We start from the raw sequence: 18,666 nt of genomic DNA, 5'->3' as shown, positions 1-18,666 counted from the left end.
TTGGGGGAAGCGTAGCTAAATGTCATCCAAGAACCGTCTGGACCCGATCCCGCGTCCGCCGACCAAGCCGGTGGTCGGCAACATGCTGTCGCTGGATTCGGCCGCGCCCGTGCAGCATCTGACGCGTCTTGCCAAGGAGCTCGGCCCGATCTTCTGGCTCGACATGATGGGGTCGCCGATCGTCATCGTCTCCGGCCATGATCTCGTCGACGAGCTCTCCGACGAGAAGCGCTTCGACAAGGTGGTACGCGGCGCGCTGCGACGGGTGCGCGCCGTCGGCGGCGATGGCCTGTTCACGGCCGACACCAACGAGCCGAACTGGAGCAAGGCCCACAACATCCTGCTCCAGCCCTTCGGTAACCGCGCCATGCAATCCTATCACCCGAGCATGGTCGATATCGCCGAGCAGCTCGTCAAGAAATGGGAGCGGCTCAACGCCGACGACGAGATCGACGTCGTCCACGACATGACCGCGCTGACGCTGGATACGATCGGTCTCTGCGGCTTCGACTACCGCTTCAACTCGTTCTACCGGCGCGACTACCATCCGTTCGTCGAGTCACTGGTGCGCTCGCTCGAGACCATCATGATGACCCGAGGCCTGCCGTTCGAGCAGCTCTGGATGCAGAAGCGGCGGAAGACGCTCGCCGAAGACGTGGCCTTCATGAACAAGATGGTCGACGAGATCATCGTCGAGCGGCGCAAGAGCGCGGAAGGCTCGGACGACAAGAAGGACATGCTCGCGGCCATGATGACCGGCGTCGATCGCACGACCGGCGAGCAGCTCGACGACGTCAACATCCGCTACCAGATCAATACGTTCCTGATCGCGGGACACGAGACCACCAGCGGTCTGTTGTCCTACACGATTTATGCGCTGCTCAAGCACCCGGACATTCTCAAGAAGGCCTATGACGAGGTCGACCGCGTCTTCGGTCCCGACGTCAATGCCAAGCCGACCTACCAGCAGGTGACGCAGCTCACCTACATCACACAGGTTTTGAAAGAGGCGCTGCGGCTGTGGCCGCCGGCGCCGGCCTACGGCATCTCGCCGCTGAAGGACGAGACCATCGGCGGCGGCAAGTACAGGCTGAAGAAGGGCACCTTCACCACGATCCTGGTGACGGCGCTGCATCGCGACCCCGGCATCTGGGGACCCAACCCGGATGCGTTCGATCCCGGGAACTTCAGCCGCGAGGCGGAAGCCAAGCGCCCCGTCAATGCCTGGAAGCCGTTCGGTAACGGCCAGCGCGCCTGCATCGGCCGAGGCTTTGCCATGCACGAGGCCGCGCTTGCGCTCGGCATGATCCTCCAGCGCTTCAGGCTGATCGACCATCAGCGCTACCAGATGCAGCTCAAGGAAACGCTGACGATCAAGCCGGAAGGGTTCAAGATCAAGGTCCGTCCGCGCGCCGATCGCGAACGCGGCGCCTATTCCGGCCCCGCGACGCTGAGCACGAGTGCAGGCGCGGCTGCACCACGCGCCACCACGCGCCCGGGACATAATACGCCGCTGCTGGTGCTCTATGGCTCCAATCTCGGCACGGCTGAAGAGCTGGCGATGCGCGTTGCCGATCTTGCTGAGGTCAACGGCTTTGCCAGCAAGCTCGCGCCGCTCGACGATTATGCCGGCAAGCTGCCGGTGGAGGGTGGTGTGCTGATCTTCTGCGCCTCCTACAATGGCGCGCCGCCGGACAACGCCACGCAGTTCGTCAAATGGCTGCATGGCGCCATGCCGAAGGACGCGCTCTCAAAAGTGCGCTACGCCGTGTTCGGTTGCGGCAACAGCGACTGGGCCGCCACCTATCAGTCCGTGCCGCGCTTCATCGACGAGCAGCTTTCGGCCCATGGCGCACGCAGCCTCTATGCGCGCGGCGAGGGCGATGCGCGGAGCGATCTCGACGGCCAGTTCGAGACATGGTTCGCCGCTGCCGCGCCCGCGGCCGTGAAGGAGTGGGGGCTGACGCAAAACTTCAGCCGCAGCGCCGACGACGAGCCGCTCTACAAGGTCGAGCCGGTCGCACCCGGTGCGGTCAACGCGATCGCTGCGCTGGGCGGAACAGCGGCGATGAAGGTCCTGGCCAACGACGAGCTCCAGAGCAAGAGCGGGCCCAACCCGTCCGAGCGCTCGACTCGTCATATCGAGGTGCAGTTGCCGCAAGGTGTAAGTTACCGCGTCGGCGACCATCTCAGCGTGGTCCCGCGCAACGATCCGGCGTTGGTCGATGCCGTGGCACGCCGCTTTGGCTTCCTGCCGGCCGACCAGATCAAGCTCGCGGTGGCTGAAGGCCGCCGCGCGCAATTGCCGGTTGGCGAGAGCGTGTCGGTCGGTCAGCTCCTGACCGATTTCGTCGAGCTCCAGCAGGTTGCAACGCGCAAGCAGATCCTGATCATGTCGGAACACACGCGCTGCCCGGTGACCAAGCCGAAGCTGCTTGCCTTCGTCGGCGACGACACGGAGGCTGGCGAGCGCTACCGTGCCGAGATCCTGGCCAGGCGCAAATCGGTATTCGATCTCTTGATCGAATATCCGGCCTGCGAGCTGCCGTTCCATGCCTATCTCGAAATGCTCTCGCTGCTGGCGCCGCGCTATTACTCGATCTCGTCTTCGCCCTCGGTCGATCCGGCACGATGCAGCGTCACCGTCGGTGTGGTCGGCGGCCCAGCTGCTTCAGGTCGTGGCAACTACAAGGGCATCTGCTCGAACTATCTCAGCGATCGCCGCGCAGGCGACACGATCTACGCCACGGTGCGTGAGACAAAGGCCGGCTTCCGCCTGCCGGATGATTCGTCGGTGCCGATCATCATGATCGGCCCGGGCACGGGTCTTGCGCCGTTCCGCGGCTTTCTTCAGGAGCGCGCCGCGCGGAAAGCCAAGGGCGCTGAGCTGGGGCCGGCGATGCTGTTCTTCGGCTGCCGTCACCCCGATCAGGATTTTCTTTATGCCGACGAATTGAAGGCAGCTGCAGCGAGCGGCATCACCGAGCTGTTCACCGCATTCTCGCGTGCCGAGGGGCCGAAGACCTATGTGCAGCACGTGCTCGCTGCGCAGAAGGACAGGGCATGGAGCCTGATCGAGCAGGGCGCGATCATCTATGTCTGCGGCGATGGCGGCAAGATGGAGCCCGACGTGAAGGCGGCGCTGCTCGCGATCTATCGTGAGAAGAGCGGCAGCGATGCTGCCGCCGGCGCGCGCTGGATCGAGGAGCTTGGTACAAAGAACCGCTACGTGCTCGACGTCTGGGCGGGCGGATAGCCGAGCCGCGCTGTTGTAGCCCGGATGGAGCGAAGCGAAATCAGGGTCGGTCTTTCATGGAGGGAACACTCCCGGATTGCGCTTCGCTCCATCCGGGCTACGAAGCAAATCGTGCTAAAGCTCATCGGATGATTCCCTGGGAAAAACTTGATACCGCCGGGATACCCGGCTCCGATGGCGAGCTGCGTCTGATGCGCCGCGGCAAAGAGTTCTCCATCATGCTCGGCACCAACGAGCTGATGAACAGCCGCCTGTCGGGCTCCGAGGCTGCACTCGCGACGCTTGCAGCCAAACAGATCGAGAAGGTCGCCAAACCCGTTGTCCTCATCGGCGGATTGGGTATGGGCTTTACGCTGCGTGCGGCGCTCGCCGTGCTCGGAAGCAAGGCGCAGATCGTGGTGGCCGAGCTGGTCCCTGCCGTGGTGGCATGGGCGCGAGGTCCGATGGCCGAGATTTTTGGCGACAGTCTCAACGACCCTCGCGTTGATATACGCGAAGCAGATGTTGGGCAGTTGATCGAAGGACATCCGCTCGGGTTCGATGCGATCCTGCTTGACGTCGACAATGGCCCGGAAGGTCTCACCCGCAAGGCCAATGACGCCTTGTACGATGTCACCGGGTTGAAAGTCGCCCACACGGCGCTGCGGCGGGGCGGCGTGCTTGCAGTCTGGTCATCCGGGCCACATGCGAAGTTTTCACGCCATCTTCGTGCTGCGGGCTTCGAGGTCAACGAGGTCAACGTCCGCGCCACCGGAAAAGGCGGTGGCGCGCGCCACGTGATCTGGATTGCGAAGAAGAGCTAGGCCATTTTCGCCGCCGTACGCCGTCTGCGTCAGAACATCGTGTTGTTGTTCGCGGGATTGTCGGGAATGGGCTGGACGACGTCCCAGTGCTCGACGATCTTGCCGTTTTCCAGCTTGAAGATATCGACGATCGCATTGCCCCTGGTGCCGGGCTCGCGAACAGCGTGAACGTGCAGGATGACGTAGTCGCCGTCGACGAACGAGCGCTTGATCTCGCTGTGCGAGTTGGGGAGCTTTTCGCGCAGGAAGCCGATGAATTTGCGAAAACCCTCCGGGCCGTCGGGAGCGTTTGGATTGTGCTGAACGTAACGATCGCCGACATATGCAAGCGCAGCGTCGGCGTCCTTCTGATTGAGGCCCTTCTCATAGAAGGCAAGCACGTTGCTGCGATTGGCTTCCTCTTTCGCGTCGCCAGCAGTCGCACCGCCGCTCGCGAAGGACAGCAGGAGGATTGAGGCGGCGATCATCGCGCCCGACCGGAAGATGAGATGCATGGTGAGCTCCGAGAGGCCGTGGCCTCTTTCCCTCGCGATTGCAGAACGTCTGTATAGCTTTCGCGCCGGCCTGCCGTAAGAGAGTATCCGGTAGCTCACATAGTCACCGGGAGGAGACTGGTCACACTGTCCTACGCCGCCTTCGCCGCCGCCCCGTGTGCGTGCTTGTCGACGGCGTCGATGATTTGCGGCCAGAAGCGCATCGGCAGTGCGTGGCCCATGCCGTCGATCATCAGAAGTGTTGCGTTGGGGATCGATGCCGCGGTGTCCTTGCCGCCTTCGGGGTGCACCAGCGGATCCACGGTACCGTGGATGACGAGCGTTGGCGTCTTGATGCCGTTCAAGCGCTCCTTGCGGCTGCCGGAGGCGAGCACGGCGCGCAACTGCCGCCCGACGCCGGCCGGATTCAGTCCGCGCGCGAACACTCGTTCGGCGCGGCCGGGATCGAGCGCCTCTTCCTCCGGAAAATGGCCGGCGCGCAACACTTTCCAGGTCTGGCCGTAGCGCACGATGAATTCCTCCTTGCTGCGCGGCGGCGGCGCCATCAGCATGGCAGCCGCCTCGCGGGTCGGCGGCGGTACGCGTGGATTTCCCGTCGTCGACATGATCGAGGTGAGCGAGCGCACGCGCTGCGGAAACGACAGCGTGATTTCCTGCGCGATCATGCCGCCCATCGAGGCGCCGACGAGATGCGCCGACTTGATCCCGAGCGCGTCCATCAGGCCGACCGTATCCCTGGCCATGTCGATCAGCTTGTAGGTGGCGGCCACGGGAATCTTCAGGAAGCGCAGCTTCAACAGCTCGAACGGCGTCAGCCGCTTGCCGCCGGTAAGATGGCTGGACTTGCCGATGTCGCGATTGTCGAAGCGGATCACGCGAAAGCCGCGTGCGGCGAGCTGTTCGCAGAATGCGTCGTCCCAGTGGATCATCTGGGCACCCAGGCCCATGATCAGCAGCAGAGGCTCGGCGTTGTCGTTGCCGAAAATCTCATAGCAGATGTCGATGCCGTTGGCGCGGACGGTCTGCGGCGGCTGATGAGCGGAAGCATTCACGGGCATGTTCCCCTTGCTGGCGACCAACGTTGTATCGCACGGTTTGCCGCCGCAAAGAAGCCGCGTGCGCGACATCAGGCCGCCGCTCGTGGGTTGACCCGCCCGTCACAACGGTGTGGTATGGCGCGAAAAGAAGGGCAACACAGCTCTCGACCTGGAGGACGCCGATGACCGACAAGATCAATGATCCGGTCGCCTTGTGGCAGAAGATGATTGGCGAGATGGAGAAGGGCTTCAACTCGTTCGCCACCAAAGCGATGGAGACGCCCGAATTCTCGCAGGCCATGAACCGGGCCGGCGGCGTTGCTGCGGGTGCTCAGAAGCAGTTCGGCGACTCATGGAGAAATACCTTCTGTCGATGAATCTGCCGAGCCGTGAGCAGATGACCGGAATTGCCGAACGGCTGCAATCCATCGAAAGTCAGCTCGGCGAGATCAAGTCCATGCTCAGCCAGATGTCAGGCGCCTCTGTTGGATCGCAGATGAGCGCGGCGCCGAGGCCGCCGCGGACCAAACGTCCCCCATCCGGAGAGCCGAAATGAATGCGCGGACGGGACTTGATTTCGCAGAGATCCCGGAGCGCATCCAGTCCGAGGTGCAGCGCGCCATCATGCGCAGCATCAAGGGCGTCGAATATTTCTCGACCTCCGGCCCCAAGCTCGGGTCGACGCCGAAGGACGTGCTGCATTCGCGCGGCACGATGAGCCTCTATCACTACCGCCCGATGTCGGACGAGATCTACCGCGTGCCGGTGCTGATCGTGATGGCCACCACCAACCGCGGCTACATCCTCGATCTCGTGCCGGGCCAAAGCTTCATCGAGTTCCTCCTGAAGCGCGGCTACGACGTTTACATGCTCGACTGGACCGCGCCGCGGCCGGAAGAGAAGAGCCTGGCGATGGAGGACTACGTTCTCGACTTTATCCCCGATTGCATCCGCCGCGTGCAGCAGGATTCCGGAGAGGAGGACGTCTCCATCATTGGCTATTGCTTCGGCGGCGTGCTTTCGCTGCTCTACGGCTCGATCGTCAACGACGGGCCGATGAAAAATCTGATCTGCTTCACCACGCCCATCGATTTCCGCGAGATGAAGCTGTTCTCAAATTTCTCCGACCGCCGCTATTTCGACGTCGATCGTCTCGTCGACAGTATCGGCAACGTGCCGCCGGAGATGATACTCTCCTCCTTCGAGATGCTGCGCCCGGCCTCGCGCACGGTGAGCCAGATCCAGCTCTGGGAGAACATCTGGAACGATGAGTTCGTGAAATCCTACCGGATGTTCGACCGCTGGGCGACCGATACGCTGCCGCTCGCCGGCGAATATTTCCGCGCCATCACCAAGGACCTGATGTGGGACAACAAGCTCTTCAACGACACCATGTCGGTCGGGGGACGAGCGGCAAAGCTCGAAGACATCAAGGTGCCGATCCTGCATGCGGTGGCCGAGCACGATCACATCGTGCCGTATGAAGCCGCGAAGCACCTGATCACGAAGATCGGGTCCGAGGACAAGGAAGAGGTGATGCTGAAGGGCGGCCACGTCTCGCTCGTCGCCGGCGCCAACGCGGTTCGGCGGCTGTGGCCGAAACTGGACTCCTGGCTGGGGAAGAGATCGACATGAGTGAACCGCGCTCCTATCCGCGTCACGTCAAGACGGATGCTGGCGACGTCGAGATCCGCCTGATGTCGCCGGCGGACGAAGCGGCCGTGCTCGCTTTCGGCAAGGCGCTGCCGCCTCATGATCTCCTGTTCCTGCCGCGCAACATCAGCGAGCCGAAGGTGCTCTCGGCCTGGGTCAAGGAGATCGAACGCGGTGCGATCACGAGCCTGCTGGCGGTCAGGGGTGGCACGGTCGTCGGCTGCGGCACGCTGGTGCGCGATCCGCATTCCTGGTCGCCGCATGTCGGCGAGATCCGGATGGTGGTGTCATCAGACGTGCGCGGGAAGGGAGTCGGACGGGCGGTGTCGCAGGAGACCTTTGCGCTCGCGCTCGGTGCTGGCCTCGAAAAGCTCTCGGTCCAGATGACGGTCGATCAGCAGGCAGCGATTGCCCTGTTCGAGAGCCTCGGCTTCAAGGCCGAAGCGCTGTTGCGCGACCATGTCCGGGATATCGACGGCAAGACCCACGACATCGTCGTGCTCGGGCACAACATCGCGCAGGTCCAGGCCCAGATGGAGGCCTACGGACTGCCAGGCGCTGTCCAGCACTAGAGCCCGGCAGTCAGGCTCAGTTTGGATCCAACGGATCCCGAAGCGGCTAGGGAGGCATCACAATGCCTTCCGTAAAGGCTTTTCACGATTTCGTGATATCGCAGTGCAATATGAATATTGCATCGCACAATTAACTATGCCATATAAGCCGTGCCCCGGGCCAATCCGGACGGGGTGAGCCCATAGCTCAGACAATTGAGGATGGAGAGACCCCATGACGACCGAAACCAACCCCGCTTTCGAGGGCTTCAAGGACGCGTTCAAGAACATCCAGAACCTGGAAGTTCCCGAGGCTGCCCGCGAATTCGTCAAGAAGACTGCCAACACCGCCAAGGACCGCGCTGCCGAGGTTTTCGCTGGCTCCGAGCGGGTGACCGCCGCCATCGAGAATGCGGTGACCGATTCCGTCTCCGAGGCCGGCAAGATCAGCCGCAACATCCAGCAGGCGATCTATGAGGACGCCGAGGCGTTCTTCTCCGGCATCGACAAGCTCGCTTCGGCCAAGTCGATCAGCGAAGCCGTCGAGATCCAGTCCGGCCTGCTCCGTGCCCGCAGCGAAGTGTTCGTCTCGCGCGCCAAGGCGACCACTGACTATCTCGGCAAGCTCGCCGCCAACGGTGCGAAGTCCGCTCAGGACAATTTCGCGAAGGTCTACAAGACCGCCTGATGTGTGCGTCTAAGTCGAGAAACTGAGTTTTTTAAGGCCCGCTTCGGCGGGCCTTGTTTTTTTCGCTCTCTCGTCATTGCGAGGAGGCGGAGCGACGAAGCAATCCAGCGTCCTTCCGCGGAAAGATTCTGGATTGCTTCGCTTCGCTCGCAATGACGGATACTGTGATCCGGTCATGACCACACCCGGCACCTTCTCCTTCGATGCTCCCGGCGATGCCGAGCGCGCAGCCGAACTGCGGCGCGTGAAGGCGCTGGCGACGTTCGTGCTGGCTTCGACGCTCGCGCTGTTCGTGGTCGCGAAATGGCTGCTCAACGTGCATCCCATATTCGGCTTCATCGCGGCGTTCGCGGAAGCCGCGACCATCGGCGGGCTCGCCGACTGGTACGCCGTTGTAGCGCTGTTCAAGCGGCCGCTCGGCTTGCCGATCCCGCACACCGCGATCATCCAGAGCAATCAGGCCCGCATCGCGGACAAGCTCGGCGAATTCATCCAGGTGCATTTCCTCGAGGCGGGCCCGGTCGAGGCGAAGCTGAACGAGATCGACTTCGGCTCTTTCGTTGCCGACTGGCTGCGCGAGCGCAAGCGCAGCGACGATCTCGCGCGCTTTGCGCTGCGGCTGTTGCCGGAGGCGTTTTCCGCGACCGAAAGCTCGGGCCTGATGACCTTCATCATCCGCCGCATGTCGTCGCAACTGCAAGCCATCAACCTGGCGCCGCTCGCGGCCGGCACGCTGCGCGGCTTCGTGGCGGAGGGGCGGCACCAGGTGCTGTTCGACGATCTCCTGCGCGTCATGCACGACACGCTGACGGGCAAGGAGACCATGGCGATGATCCGCGAGAAGGTGCGCGCTGAGTTGCCGACTTTGCTCAGGCTATACCGTGCTGACAAGTTTCTCGTGAACAAGATCGTGGCCTCCGCCAGCGCCTTCTTCGAGGAGGTGCGCGGCGATCCCAAGCATCCGTTCCGCGGCGAGTTCGACCGCATGGTGCTGGCCTTTGTCGACCGGCTCGGCACCGACCAGACCTATATCGACCGCATCGATGGCCTGAAGCGGGATCTGCTGGCGCGGCCCGAGCTAGCGGATCTGGCGCGCACTGTCTGGGCCAACACCCGCGCCTTCATCGAGCGCAGCGCGTCCGGCGAGACGCAGGTGCTTCAGCATCATCTCGCAGGCATGCTCGTCGCGGCTGGCGAGGCGCTCGCGGGCGACGCTGAGCTCCGCGGCGAGATCAACAAGGGCCTGGTCACGGTGCTACGCAGCTTCATCGCCGATCAGAAGAGCGGCGTCTCGACCTTCATCTCCGACCAGGTCAAGGCGTGGAATATGACGCAGTTGATTTCGCTGATCGAAATCAACATCGGCCGCGACCTGCAATACATTCGCTTCAACGGCTCGCTGATCGGCGGACTCGCAGGCCTTGCGCTGTACACGGGTGAATTCCTGCTTCGATTGCTGTGACTTTTGCGTCACGCCCCTCAGCTTTAACGCGCGGGCCTATTGTCGCTCCCGTTTTCACCGGCTTGAATGTCGGGAACCGGCCGCCTAGCTGATTCATGTTGCGCTGCGGAACGATCAAGAAGCCGTCGTCTTGGAATTCATGCCCATCTACCGGCAATCGCGGCCGGTGCCTCCAGAGGAAACAGTGATGACCGCTACAGCCCAGACGCTGCGCCCGCCCTCCCGCACCCTGATGTTTCTGGAGGGGCGGGCGATCCACGAGCTCGGCGCATTCCTCGGCGCGCTGCCGCTCCTCAGCCTCGCGCCGCGCGGCGACGGCCATCCGGTGCTGGTTTTGCCCGGCCTTGTTGCTTCCGACGCTTCCACGCGGCCGCTGCGTTCGTTCCTCAAGGGCAAGGGCTATGCCGTCAGCGGCTGGCGCCAGGGCCGCAACTATGGCCTGCGCCCGGGCGTGCAGCATGCGATGGTCGATCTCGTCCAGGAGCTCAGCGATATCCATGGTCGCAAGATCAGCCTGGTCGGCTGGAGCCTAGGGGGTCTCTACGCGCGCCAGCTCGCCAAGATGACGCCGGAGCGCGTGCGGCAGGTGATTACGCTCGGCAGCCCCTTTGCAGGCGATCCGCGCTCGACCAACGCCTGGCGCGTCTATGAATGGGCGAGCGGGCGCAAGGCCGACGAGGTCGATCCGCGCTTCGGCGGCGAACTCGCCGTCCCGCCGCCGGTGCCGACCACCGCCATCTTCAGCCGCACCGACGGCGTCTGCGCCTGGCAAGGCTGCATGGAGAAGACGGGTGCCCAGACCGAGAGCATCGAGGTCGAAAGCAGCCATTGTGGCATGGGTCACCACCCTGCGGCGGTTTACGCGGTGGCCGATCGTCTGGCGCAGAAGGAAGGCCAGTGGCAGCCTTTCGATCGCGGCGGCTGGCGCAGCCTGGCTTATCCGGATCCGCATCGGTGAGCGGACCTTCATGGTTCGAGACGCGCGGCTTTGCCGCGCTCTTCACCATGAGGGTTGTGATTGAATCCCCGCGATAGCTGTTCGACCTCACCCTGAGGAGGCTCGACGCGCCGTCTCGAAGGATCAAGCCCAGCTTTGGCATTAGCGCAAATCGCGCTATGCCTCCCACATGGCGCATCCGCTTTCCCGCATCGTCGACCAGCTCAAGCGCGAGCCGTCGCGCACCGGCTCCATCGTCATCACCGTGTTCGGCGATGCCATCGTGCCGCGCGGCGGCTCTGTGTGGCTCGGCACATTGCTCGAATTCTTTGAAAGCCTCGACATCGACAGCGGCGTCGTTCGTACTGCGATGTCGCGGCTTGCCGCCGACGGCTGGCTGACGCGCGAAAAGGTGGGCCGCAACAGCTTTTATCGCCTCGCCGAAAAGGGGCGTCAGACCTTCGAGGCCGCGACGCGTCACATCTACGATCCGCCGCCATCCGACTGGACCGGCCGCTTCGAGCTGCTGCTGATCGGTAACGGCGAGGACCGCGACGCCTCGCGTGAGGCGCTGCGCAATGCCGGCTTTGGCAGTCCGCTGCCGGGCGTGTGGGTTGCGCCATCGGGCGTGCCAGTGCCCGACGAGGCAGCCGGGGCGATCCGCCTCGAGGTCTCGGCCGAGGATGACAGCGGCCGCCGCCTGCTCAGCGCGAGCTGGCCACTCGATCGTACCGCCGATGCCTATCTGAAATTCATGAAGATGTTCGAGCCGCTGCATGCCGCGATTGCACGCGGCACCGACCTCTCCGACGCCGACGCCTTCACCGCGCGCATCCTCTTGATCCACTACTATCGCCGTGTGGTGCTGCGCGATCCCCTGCTGCCGGGCGAGTTGCTGCCGGCGGACTGGCCGGGCAGGGCGGCACGCGAGCTCTGCAGCGAGATCTATCGCGCGCTCCTGGTCACGTCGGAACAATGGCTTGATGACCATGGAACCAACGAAAAGGGACCATTGCCGGCCGCGCGGAAGCTCTTGGAAAGGAGGTTCGAGGCTTGAGTTTTATGTTACAGAATTATCTTGCATGATGTAATTTCTGTTATATATTGCCTTCCAACAAATCGGGAGGATGCGCATGTATACCCAGGCGCTGAATACGGCCGAGGCAGACGATCGCGGCCTCGAGGATGCCGCTAAGGCTGCGCAGTTCCAGGCGCGCATCGATGCCGAGGAGCGCATCGAGCCGAACGACTGGATGCCGGTCGCCTATCGCAAGACGCTTACCCGCCAGATCTCGCAGCACGCCCATTCCGAAATCGTTGGAATGTTGCCCGAGGGCAATTGGATCACCCGCGCGCCGACGCTACGGCGCAAGGCAGCGCTGCTCGCGAAAGTGCAGGACGAATGCGGCCACGGGCTCTATCTCTATGCCGCCGCCGAGACGCTCGGCTCATCGCGCGAGGAGCTGGTCGATGCGATGCTCGCCGGCAAGGCCAAGTATTCCTCGATCTTCAACTATCCGACCCTGACCTGGGCCGACATCGGTACCATCGGCTGGCTGGTTGATGGCGCCGCGATCATGAACCAGATCCCGCTGTGCCGCTGCTCGTATGGTCCCTACGCGCGCGCGATGATCCGCGTCTGCAAGGAGGAGTCCTTCCACCAGCGCCAGGGGTACGAGATCATGCTGACGCTATGCCGCGGCTCGGATGAGCAGAAGGCGATGGCGCAGGACGCTTTGAACCGCTGGTGGTGGCCGGTGCTGATGATGTTCGGGCCGCCCGATGCTGCGAGCCAGCACAGCGACACCTCGACGAAATGGAAGATCAAGCGCTTCTCCAATGACGAGCTGCGCCAGAAATTCGTCGATGCCACCGTGCCGCAGGCGCAGTATCTCGGCCTCACCATTCCCGATCCCGGCATGACGCAGGATGCCGACGGACACTGGCGCTACAGCGAGATCGACTGGACCGAATTCAAACAGGTGCTCGCCGGCAACGGCCCCTGCAACCGCGACCGCATCGCCGCGCGCCGGAAGGCGCATGACGAAGGCGCCTGGGTGCGTGAGGCCGCTGCCGCCTATGCGGCGAAACGCCAGCATCGCCAGACCGCGCAAGCCGCCGAATAGGGAGATCACGATGGCCACGCCGAACACGCCGCTGTGGGAAGTCTTCATTCGCAGCCGCAACGGGCTCGCGCACAAGCATGTCGGCTCGCTGCATGCGAGCGACGCCACCATGGCCTTGCAGGCCGCCCGCGACATCTACACACGCAGAGGCGAGGGGCTGTCGATCTGGGTGGTGCCCTCGACCGCGATCACCGCAAGCGATCCCGCGGAGAAGGGCATGATGTTCGAGCCGGCGGAATCCAAGATCTACCGGCATCCGACGTTTTATGAGGTGCCTGAAGACGTGGGGCACATGTGATGCCAGTCGCCAACATCCAGGTCTCCGAGACGCCGCTGGTGCTCTACACCTTGCGGCGCGCCGATGATGCGCTGATCCTCGGGCATCGGCTGTCGGAATGGTGCGGGCATACGCCGATGCTGGAAGAGGATATGGCGCTCTCCAACATCGCGCTCGACCTCATCGGCCAGGCCCGCGAGCTCTACACCTATGCGGCCAAGGTCGAAGACCAAGGCAACGACGAGGACAAGCTCGCTTACCTGCGCGACGTGAGGCAATATCGCAACCTGCTGCTGGTCGAGCAGCCGAACGGCGATTTCGCCCAGACCCTGGTGCGCCAGTTCTTCTATTCCGCCTTCGCCGACCTCTACTGGCGGGCGATGATGAATTCGCGCGATACGACGCTGGCAGCGATCGCCGCCAAATCCGAGAAGGAGAGCGCTTATCACTTGCGCCATTCCTCGGAATGGATCATCCGGCTCGGCGACGGCACCGAGGAGAGCCACTCCCGTGCGCAAGCCGCGATCGATCATTTCTGGGCCTTCACCGGCGAGATGTTTGCGGTCGACGATGACGAGCGCGGCCTGATCGATGCCGGCATCGCGATCGATCCGGCGACGTTGCGCGATCCCTGGCTGAAGATACTCTCCAATGTCCTCAGCGAGGCGACGCTCATGCTGCCGCAAAACGACTGGATGCAGCAGGGCGGCCGCGCCGGTCGGCACAGCGAGCATCTCGGCCATCTCCTTAGCGAGCTGCAATCGATGCAGCGTACCTTTCCGGGGCTGACATGGTGACGGCTCTCGAGAGCGAAAGCGATCTGCGCCAGCGCGCATGGGACGTTGCGGCAAGCGTGGTCGATCCGGAGATCCCGGTGCTGACCATTGCCGATCTCGGCGTGCTGCGGGATGTCGCCGTTGACGGTGATCGCGTCGAAGTCGCGATCACGCCGACCTATTCCGGCTGCCCCGCGATGAACATGATCGCGCTCGAAATCGAGCTGGCACTGGAGCGCGCCGGTTTTGCGCGGCCCAAGGTTCGCACGGTCTTGTCGCCGGCCTGGACCACCGACTGGATGAGCGAGGACGGCCGCCGCAAGCTGCATGCCTATGGCATCGCGCCGCCGCAGGCCTCAAGCTCGCGCCGCGCGCTGTTCGGTGAGCAGGCCGTCGCGTGCCCGCAATGCGGTTCTGAGAATGCCGAGCTGTTGTCCGAATTCGGCTCGACCTCCTGCAAGGCGCTCTGGCGCTGCAAGTCCTGCCGTGAGCCCTTCGACTACTTCAAGTGTCATTGACCATGTCCGCAGCCGCTCCACGTTTTCATCGCCTCGCCGTCAACGACCTCCGTCGCGAAGCCTCGGACGCCGTGTCGATGACCTTCGCCATCCCGGGCGAGCTCGCCGACGACTATGCATTCTCGCCCGGCCAATATCTGACGCTGCGCACCATGCTCGAGGGTGAGGAGGTGCGCCGCTCCTATTCGATCTGCTCGGGTCCTGACGACGGCGAGCTTCGCATCGCCGTGAAGAAGGTCGACGGCGGCGCGTTTTCGAATTGGGTGGCGGACGAATTGAAGTGCGGCGACGAGCTCGACGTGATGACGCCAACCGGCCGCTTCGGTGCGATCCCTCGGGTGGACACTGCGCGCGTCCATGTCGGCTTTGCCGCGGGGTCGGGCATCACGCCGATCCTGTCGATCGTGAAGGGCGTGCTGGCGCGCGAGCCGAACAGCCGCTTCTTCCTGTTCTACGGCAATCGCGCGACCGACAACATCATGTTCCTGGAGGCGCTCGAGGAACTCAAGGACCGATTCATCGATCGCCTTTCGATCTTTCACGTCATTTCCGGCGAGGAGCAGGACATTCCGATCCTGCATGGCCGGCTCGACGGCGAGAAGGTGAGGGTTCTGCTGCGCTCGCTGGTGCCGGCCGCAAGTGTCGATCACGTCTTCGTCTGCGGTCCATCTGGCATGAGCGAGGAGATCGAGGCCACCTGCCGCGACCTCGGCATTGCGGACGATCGCATCCATGTCGAGCGCTTCGTGTCCGAGTTCGGCGGCAAGCCGCGTCCGAAGAAGGCGGTCGCGGTCGATGCGCCGCCCAAGGCCATCGCGTCGCTGATCATCGACGGCAAGCGCCGCGACGTTCCGGTCGCCGAGGACGAAGCCATTCTCGATGCCGCGCTCCGCGCCGGCGTCGATCTGCCCTTCGCCTGCAAGGGCGGCATGTGTTCGACCTGCCGAGCCAAGCTGGTCGAGGGCGAGGCGCCGATGGACATCAATTATTCGCTGGAGCCCTGGGAGCTGAAGGCAGGTTTCGTCCTGACCTGCCAGGCCAAGCCGACGTCGGAGCGAGTCGTGGTCGACTACGACCATGTCTGAGCGGTGCATCAGAACCTGATGATGCAAATGCGTCGCATTATTTGACAGTTTTGAGCGATCGGCAGAACATCGGGCGCAAAAGAACAGGTAGGAGACGCGGAGTGAACGTCAAAGCAGCCCTGTCACCGGAAGACGTCGCCCGCGCCTGCGCCGATGCGATGTGGGCGGAGGACGATGCCTCGAAAGGTCTCGGCATGGAGATCGTCGAGATCGGCCCGGGCTTTGCGACGCTGGCGATGACGGTGCGACCGGACATGGTCAACGGCCAGCGCATTGCCCATGGCGGCTTCATCTTTACGCTGGCCGATTCCGCCTTCGCTTTCGCCTGCAACTCGCACAATGAGCGCGTGGTTGCGGCGCAAGGGCAGATCACCTTCGTCAAGCCGGGCAGGCTCGGCGATCGTCTCGTCGCAAGAGCGCGCGAAATCAGCCGCGGCGGTCGTTCCGGAATCTACGACGTGCGCGTTAGCGCTGGTGACATCGTCATCGCCGAATTCCGTGGGCATTCGCGTGTCATTCCTGGCACGTGGCTGCCGACGCAAGATCAGTGAACACAAGAACAAACAAATGATGTGGGGAAACGAGGATGGCTCTGACCAGGCTGAAGGCAGGTGGCAACGCCTATAGTGCCGAGATGGACGCGCATGAGCGCGCCTCGCGCGACGAAATGATGGCGTTGCAGACGCAGCGACTGGCCTGGTCGCTGAAGCACGCCTACGACAACGTCGCGCATTATCGCAAGGCCTTCGACCAGGCCGGCGTGCATCCGTCCGACTTCAAAGGGCTGTCCGATCTCGCAAAGTTTCCGTTCACCGTGAAGACGGATCTGCGCGACAACTATCCCTTCAACATGTTCGCGGTCCCCCGCGAAAAGCTGGTGCGCGTGCACGCCTCCTCCGGCACGACGGGCAAGCCGATCGTCGTCGGCTATACGCAACGTGATATCGACACCTGGTCGGACGTGATGGCGCGCTCGATCCGCGCCGCCGGCGGCCGTACCGGCATGATCATCCACAATGCTTATGGCTATGGCCTCTTCACCGGCGGCCTCGGCGTGCATTACGGCGCGGAGAAGCTCGGCTGCACGGTGGTGCCGATCTCCGGCGGCATGACCGAGCGGCAGGTGCAGCTCATCAACGATTTCCGACCTGACATCATCACGGTGACGCCGAGCTACATCCTGGCGATCCTCGACGAGTTCAAGCGCCAGAAGCTCGATCCGCGCCAATGCTCGCTCAAGGTCGGCATTTTTGGCGCCGAGCCCTGGACCAACGCGATGCGCGGCGAGATCGAAGAGGCCTTCGACATGGATGCGACCGACATCTATGGCCTGTCCGAAGTGATCGGCCCGGGCGTCGCGCAGGAATGCATCGAGACCAAGGACGGCCTGCACATCTGGGAGGATCACTTCTATCCCGAGGTGATCGATCCCGAGACCGGCGCGGTGCTGCCCGATGGCGAGAAGGGTGAACTTGTATTTACCTCGCTCACCAAGGAAGCCTTCCCGGTGATCCGCTATCGCACCCGCGATCTCACGCGCCTCCTGCCCGGCACCGCGCGTCCGGCCATGCGGCGGATGGAGAAGGTGACGGGACGGTCCGATGACATGATCATCCTGCGCGGCGTCAACCTGTTCCCGACCCAGATCGAGGAGGTGCTGCTCGCGACCGAGTGGTGCGGCGGACATTTCGTCCTGGAACTGACCCGGGAGGGGCGGATGGATGAGCTGACCATCATCGCCGAGGCACGCCCGGAGAGCTGGGACGGCCGCGGGCTCGTCGACCACGCCGAGCGCATATCCACCCACATCAAGAACACAATCGGGATCACGTCCAAGGTGAGGGTGGTTGCGCCGGCTACGCTGGAGCGATCACTCGGCAAGGCCAAGCGCCTCTACGACAAGCGGCCGAAGGATTGACTTGACCGGCCCCAAAGGCGACAAGGCCCGCGAGAAATCGTGGGTCGTTCGATGTCGGCAGCCAATAGCAAAACCGTCGAAGCGCGCTGCGTGCGCCTCAATGCCAAGGCCGAGAATGCGGCAGCGCTTGAACCTTTCGTCGAGCATCACAGGCTCGACCGTGGCGCTCACGACGTCCTGATCGAAGTGAAGGCTGCGGCCGTCAATCCGTCCGACGTGAAGGCCGCGACCGGCTTGATGCCCTATGCCGTGTTCCCGCGTACGCCCGGCCGCGATTATGCCGGCGTGGTGATCGACGGCCCGGCTGGCACGATCGGCCGCGAGGTGTTCGGCTCCTCGGGCGATCTCGGCATCCGCCGCGACGGCACTCACGCGACCCATCTCGTTGTCGAGCTTGAAGCAGTGGTCGAAAAGCCAGGCGCGCTGTCCTGGGAGGAGGCCGCCGGCATCGGCGTGCCCTTCGTTACCGCAATGGAAGGTTTTCGCCGCGCCGGCCTGCCGAAGCAGGGAGAGACGGTGCTGGTGATGGGCGTCAACGGCAAGGTCGGCCAGGCTGCCGTGCAGATCGCGACCTGGCAGGGCGCGCGCGCAATCGGCGTGGTGCGCAAGGCAGAGGCCTATGAAGGCCACTCCAACGCGCCGGTCGAAGTCGTCGACGCCTCCGCCATCGATGTCGCAGCGCGCGTGCGCGAGGTGACCGCCGGCAAGGGTGCGGATGTCGTCTTCAACACGGTCGGTGACCCCTATTTCCAGGCCGCGCACAAGTCGCTCGCGCTGCGCGGCCGGCAGATCCTGATTGCGGCGATCGACCGCATCGTGCAGTTCAACATTCTGGAGTTTTACCGCGGTCAGCACACCTACGTCGGCATCGACACGCTGGGCTTGTCGTCGATCGCAACTGGGGCCGTGCTGCGCGATCTCGGTCCCGGCTTTGCCAGCGGACACCTGAAACCGTTTCCGATCAAGCAAGGCGCGATCTATGCGCTGGAGCACGCTAAAGAAGCGTATGTCGCCGTCGCCGGCTCCTCGCGCGATCGCGTAATTCTGCGGCCCTAGCGTCATTGCGAGCGCAGCGAAGCAATCCA

At 63.6% G+C, this 18,666-nt stretch carries 18 protein-coding genes and 1 pseudogene; 17 read left to right on the top strand and 2 right to left on the bottom strand.

Annotation, left to right across the window (positions count from 1 at the left end):
- The first annotated feature begins 19 nt into the window (after window positions 1-19).
- Both Q3C01_RS05760 and Q3C01_RS05755 read left to right on the top strand, forming a co-directional pair.
- The gene (locus tag Q3C01_RS05760) at window positions 20-3,256 is read left to right on the top strand and encodes a bifunctional cytochrome P450/NADPH--P450 reductase (RefSeq protein WP_458144367.1); all 3,237 of its coding nucleotides are present in this window, start codon (window positions 20-22) and stop codon (window positions 3,254-3,256) included.
- A 128-nt stretch (window positions 3,257-3,384) separates the two neighbouring features.
- On the top strand, window positions 3,385-4,059 hold the full coding sequence (locus Q3C01_RS05755) for a spermidine synthase family protein (RefSeq protein ID WP_458144366.1): 675 nt from the start codon (window positions 3,385-3,387) through the stop codon (window positions 4,057-4,059).
- Between the two features lie 29 nt (window positions 4,060-4,088).
- Here the strand turns inward: Q3C01_RS05755 and Q3C01_RS05750 are convergent, their stop codons facing one another.
- On the bottom strand, window positions 4,089-4,553 hold the full coding sequence (locus Q3C01_RS05750) for a nuclear transport factor 2 family protein (protein ID WP_458144365.1): 465 nt from the start codon (window positions 4,551-4,553) through the stop codon (window positions 4,089-4,091).
- Window positions 4,554-4,684: 131 nt separating this feature from the next.
- Window positions 4,685-5,611 carry an alpha/beta fold hydrolase gene (locus Q3C01_RS05745; RefSeq protein WP_458144364.1) on the bottom strand — a complete coding sequence of 309 codons (927 nt, stop codon included), beginning with the start codon at window positions 5,609-5,611 and terminating at the stop codon, window positions 4,685-4,687.
- Between the two features lie 161 nt (window positions 5,612-5,772).
- Here Q3C01_RS05745 and Q3C01_RS05740 point away from each other — a divergent pair.
- From Q3C01_RS05740 to Q3C01_RS05670, 15 genes and pseudogenes are all read left to right on the top strand, one after another.
- A pseudogene (locus Q3C01_RS05740) lies at window positions 5,773-6,146 on the top strand (hypothetical protein).
- Window positions 6,143-7,225 (top strand): alpha/beta fold hydrolase, encoded by a 1,083-nt coding sequence (locus Q3C01_RS05735; RefSeq protein WP_458144363.1) that lies wholly within the window; start codon window positions 6,143-6,145, stop codon window positions 7,223-7,225. Before Q3C01_RS05740 ends, Q3C01_RS05735 begins: the two are co-directional and overlap by 4 nt.
- Entirely contained in the window at window positions 7,222-7,815 is a 594-nt protein-coding gene (locus tag Q3C01_RS05730; protein ID WP_458144362.1) for a GNAT family N-acetyltransferase, read from the top strand. Before Q3C01_RS05735 ends, Q3C01_RS05730 begins: the two co-directional genes overlap by 4 nt.
- Before the next feature lie 214 nt (window positions 7,816-8,029).
- Window positions 8,030-8,482: a phasin gene (locus Q3C01_RS05725; protein ID WP_458144361.1), complete on the top strand. Its 453-nt coding sequence runs from the start codon at window positions 8,030-8,032 to the stop codon at window positions 8,480-8,482.
- Window positions 8,483-8,657: 175 nt separating this feature from the next.
- The gene (locus tag Q3C01_RS05720) at window positions 8,658-9,944 is read left to right on the top strand and encodes a DUF445 domain-containing protein (protein WP_458144360.1); all 1,287 of its coding nucleotides are present in this window, start codon (window positions 8,658-8,660) and stop codon (window positions 9,942-9,944) included.
- 187 nt (window positions 9,945-10,131) lie between these two features.
- Window positions 10,132-10,902 carry an esterase/lipase family protein gene (locus tag Q3C01_RS05715; RefSeq protein WP_458144359.1) on the top strand — a complete coding sequence of 257 codons (771 nt, stop codon included), beginning with the start codon at window positions 10,132-10,134 and terminating at the stop codon, window positions 10,900-10,902.
- A gap of 169 nt (window positions 10,903-11,071) precedes the next feature.
- A complete protein-coding gene (gene paaX / locus Q3C01_RS05710) occupies window positions 11,072-11,938 on the top strand; it encodes a phenylacetic acid degradation operon negative regulatory protein PaaX (protein WP_458144358.1) in 867 nt (288 codons plus the stop codon).
- 76 nt (window positions 11,939-12,014) lie between these two features.
- Window positions 12,015-13,007: a 1,2-phenylacetyl-CoA epoxidase subunit PaaA gene (gene paaA, locus Q3C01_RS05705; RefSeq protein WP_458144357.1), complete on the top strand. Its 993-nt coding sequence runs from the start codon at window positions 12,015-12,017 to the stop codon at window positions 13,005-13,007.
- A gap of 10 nt (window positions 13,008-13,017) precedes the next feature.
- Window positions 13,018-13,305, top strand: coding sequence for a 1,2-phenylacetyl-CoA epoxidase subunit PaaB (paaB, locus tag Q3C01_RS05700; RefSeq protein WP_458144356.1), 288 nt, complete (start codon window positions 13,018-13,020; stop codon window positions 13,303-13,305).
- Window positions 13,305-14,081, top strand: a complete 777-nt coding sequence (gene paaC, locus Q3C01_RS05695) for a 1,2-phenylacetyl-CoA epoxidase subunit PaaC (protein ID WP_458144355.1) — start codon at window positions 13,305-13,307, stop codon at window positions 14,079-14,081. The genes paaB and paaC overlap by 1 nt, the downstream gene beginning before the upstream one ends.
- Complete coding sequence (paaD, locus tag Q3C01_RS05690) at window positions 14,075-14,578, top strand: 1,2-phenylacetyl-CoA epoxidase subunit PaaD (RefSeq protein WP_458144354.1); 504 nt, start codon at window positions 14,075-14,077, stop codon at window positions 14,576-14,578. The genes paaC and paaD overlap by 7 nt, the downstream gene beginning before the upstream one ends.
- A 2-nt stretch (window positions 14,579-14,580) precedes the next feature.
- On the top strand, window positions 14,581-15,663 hold the full coding sequence (gene paaE, locus Q3C01_RS05685; RefSeq protein WP_458144353.1) for a 1,2-phenylacetyl-CoA epoxidase subunit PaaE: 1,083 nt from the start codon (window positions 14,581-14,583) through the stop codon (window positions 15,661-15,663).
- A gap of 101 nt (window positions 15,664-15,764) precedes the next feature.
- Window positions 15,765-16,214, top strand: a complete 450-nt coding sequence (paaI, locus tag Q3C01_RS05680) for a hydroxyphenylacetyl-CoA thioesterase PaaI (RefSeq protein WP_458144352.1) — start codon at window positions 15,765-15,767, stop codon at window positions 16,212-16,214.
- Between the two features lie 35 nt (window positions 16,215-16,249).
- Complete coding sequence (paaK, locus tag Q3C01_RS05675; RefSeq protein ID WP_458144351.1) at window positions 16,250-17,581, top strand: phenylacetate--CoA ligase PaaK; 1,332 nt, start codon at window positions 16,250-16,252, stop codon at window positions 17,579-17,581.
- Window positions 17,582-17,632: 51 nt separating this feature from the next.
- On the top strand, window positions 17,633-18,637 hold the full coding sequence (locus tag Q3C01_RS05670) for a quinone oxidoreductase family protein (RefSeq protein WP_458144350.1): 1,005 nt from the start codon (window positions 17,633-17,635) through the stop codon (window positions 18,635-18,637).
- The last annotated feature ends 29 nt before the right edge of the window (window positions 18,638-18,666 follow it).

This window comes from Bradyrhizobium sp. UFLA05-109 (assembly GCF_054185165.1).
The sequence above is the reverse complement of the archived record's forward strand: the minus strand, read 5'-3'. Positions and strand labels throughout refer to the sequence as shown.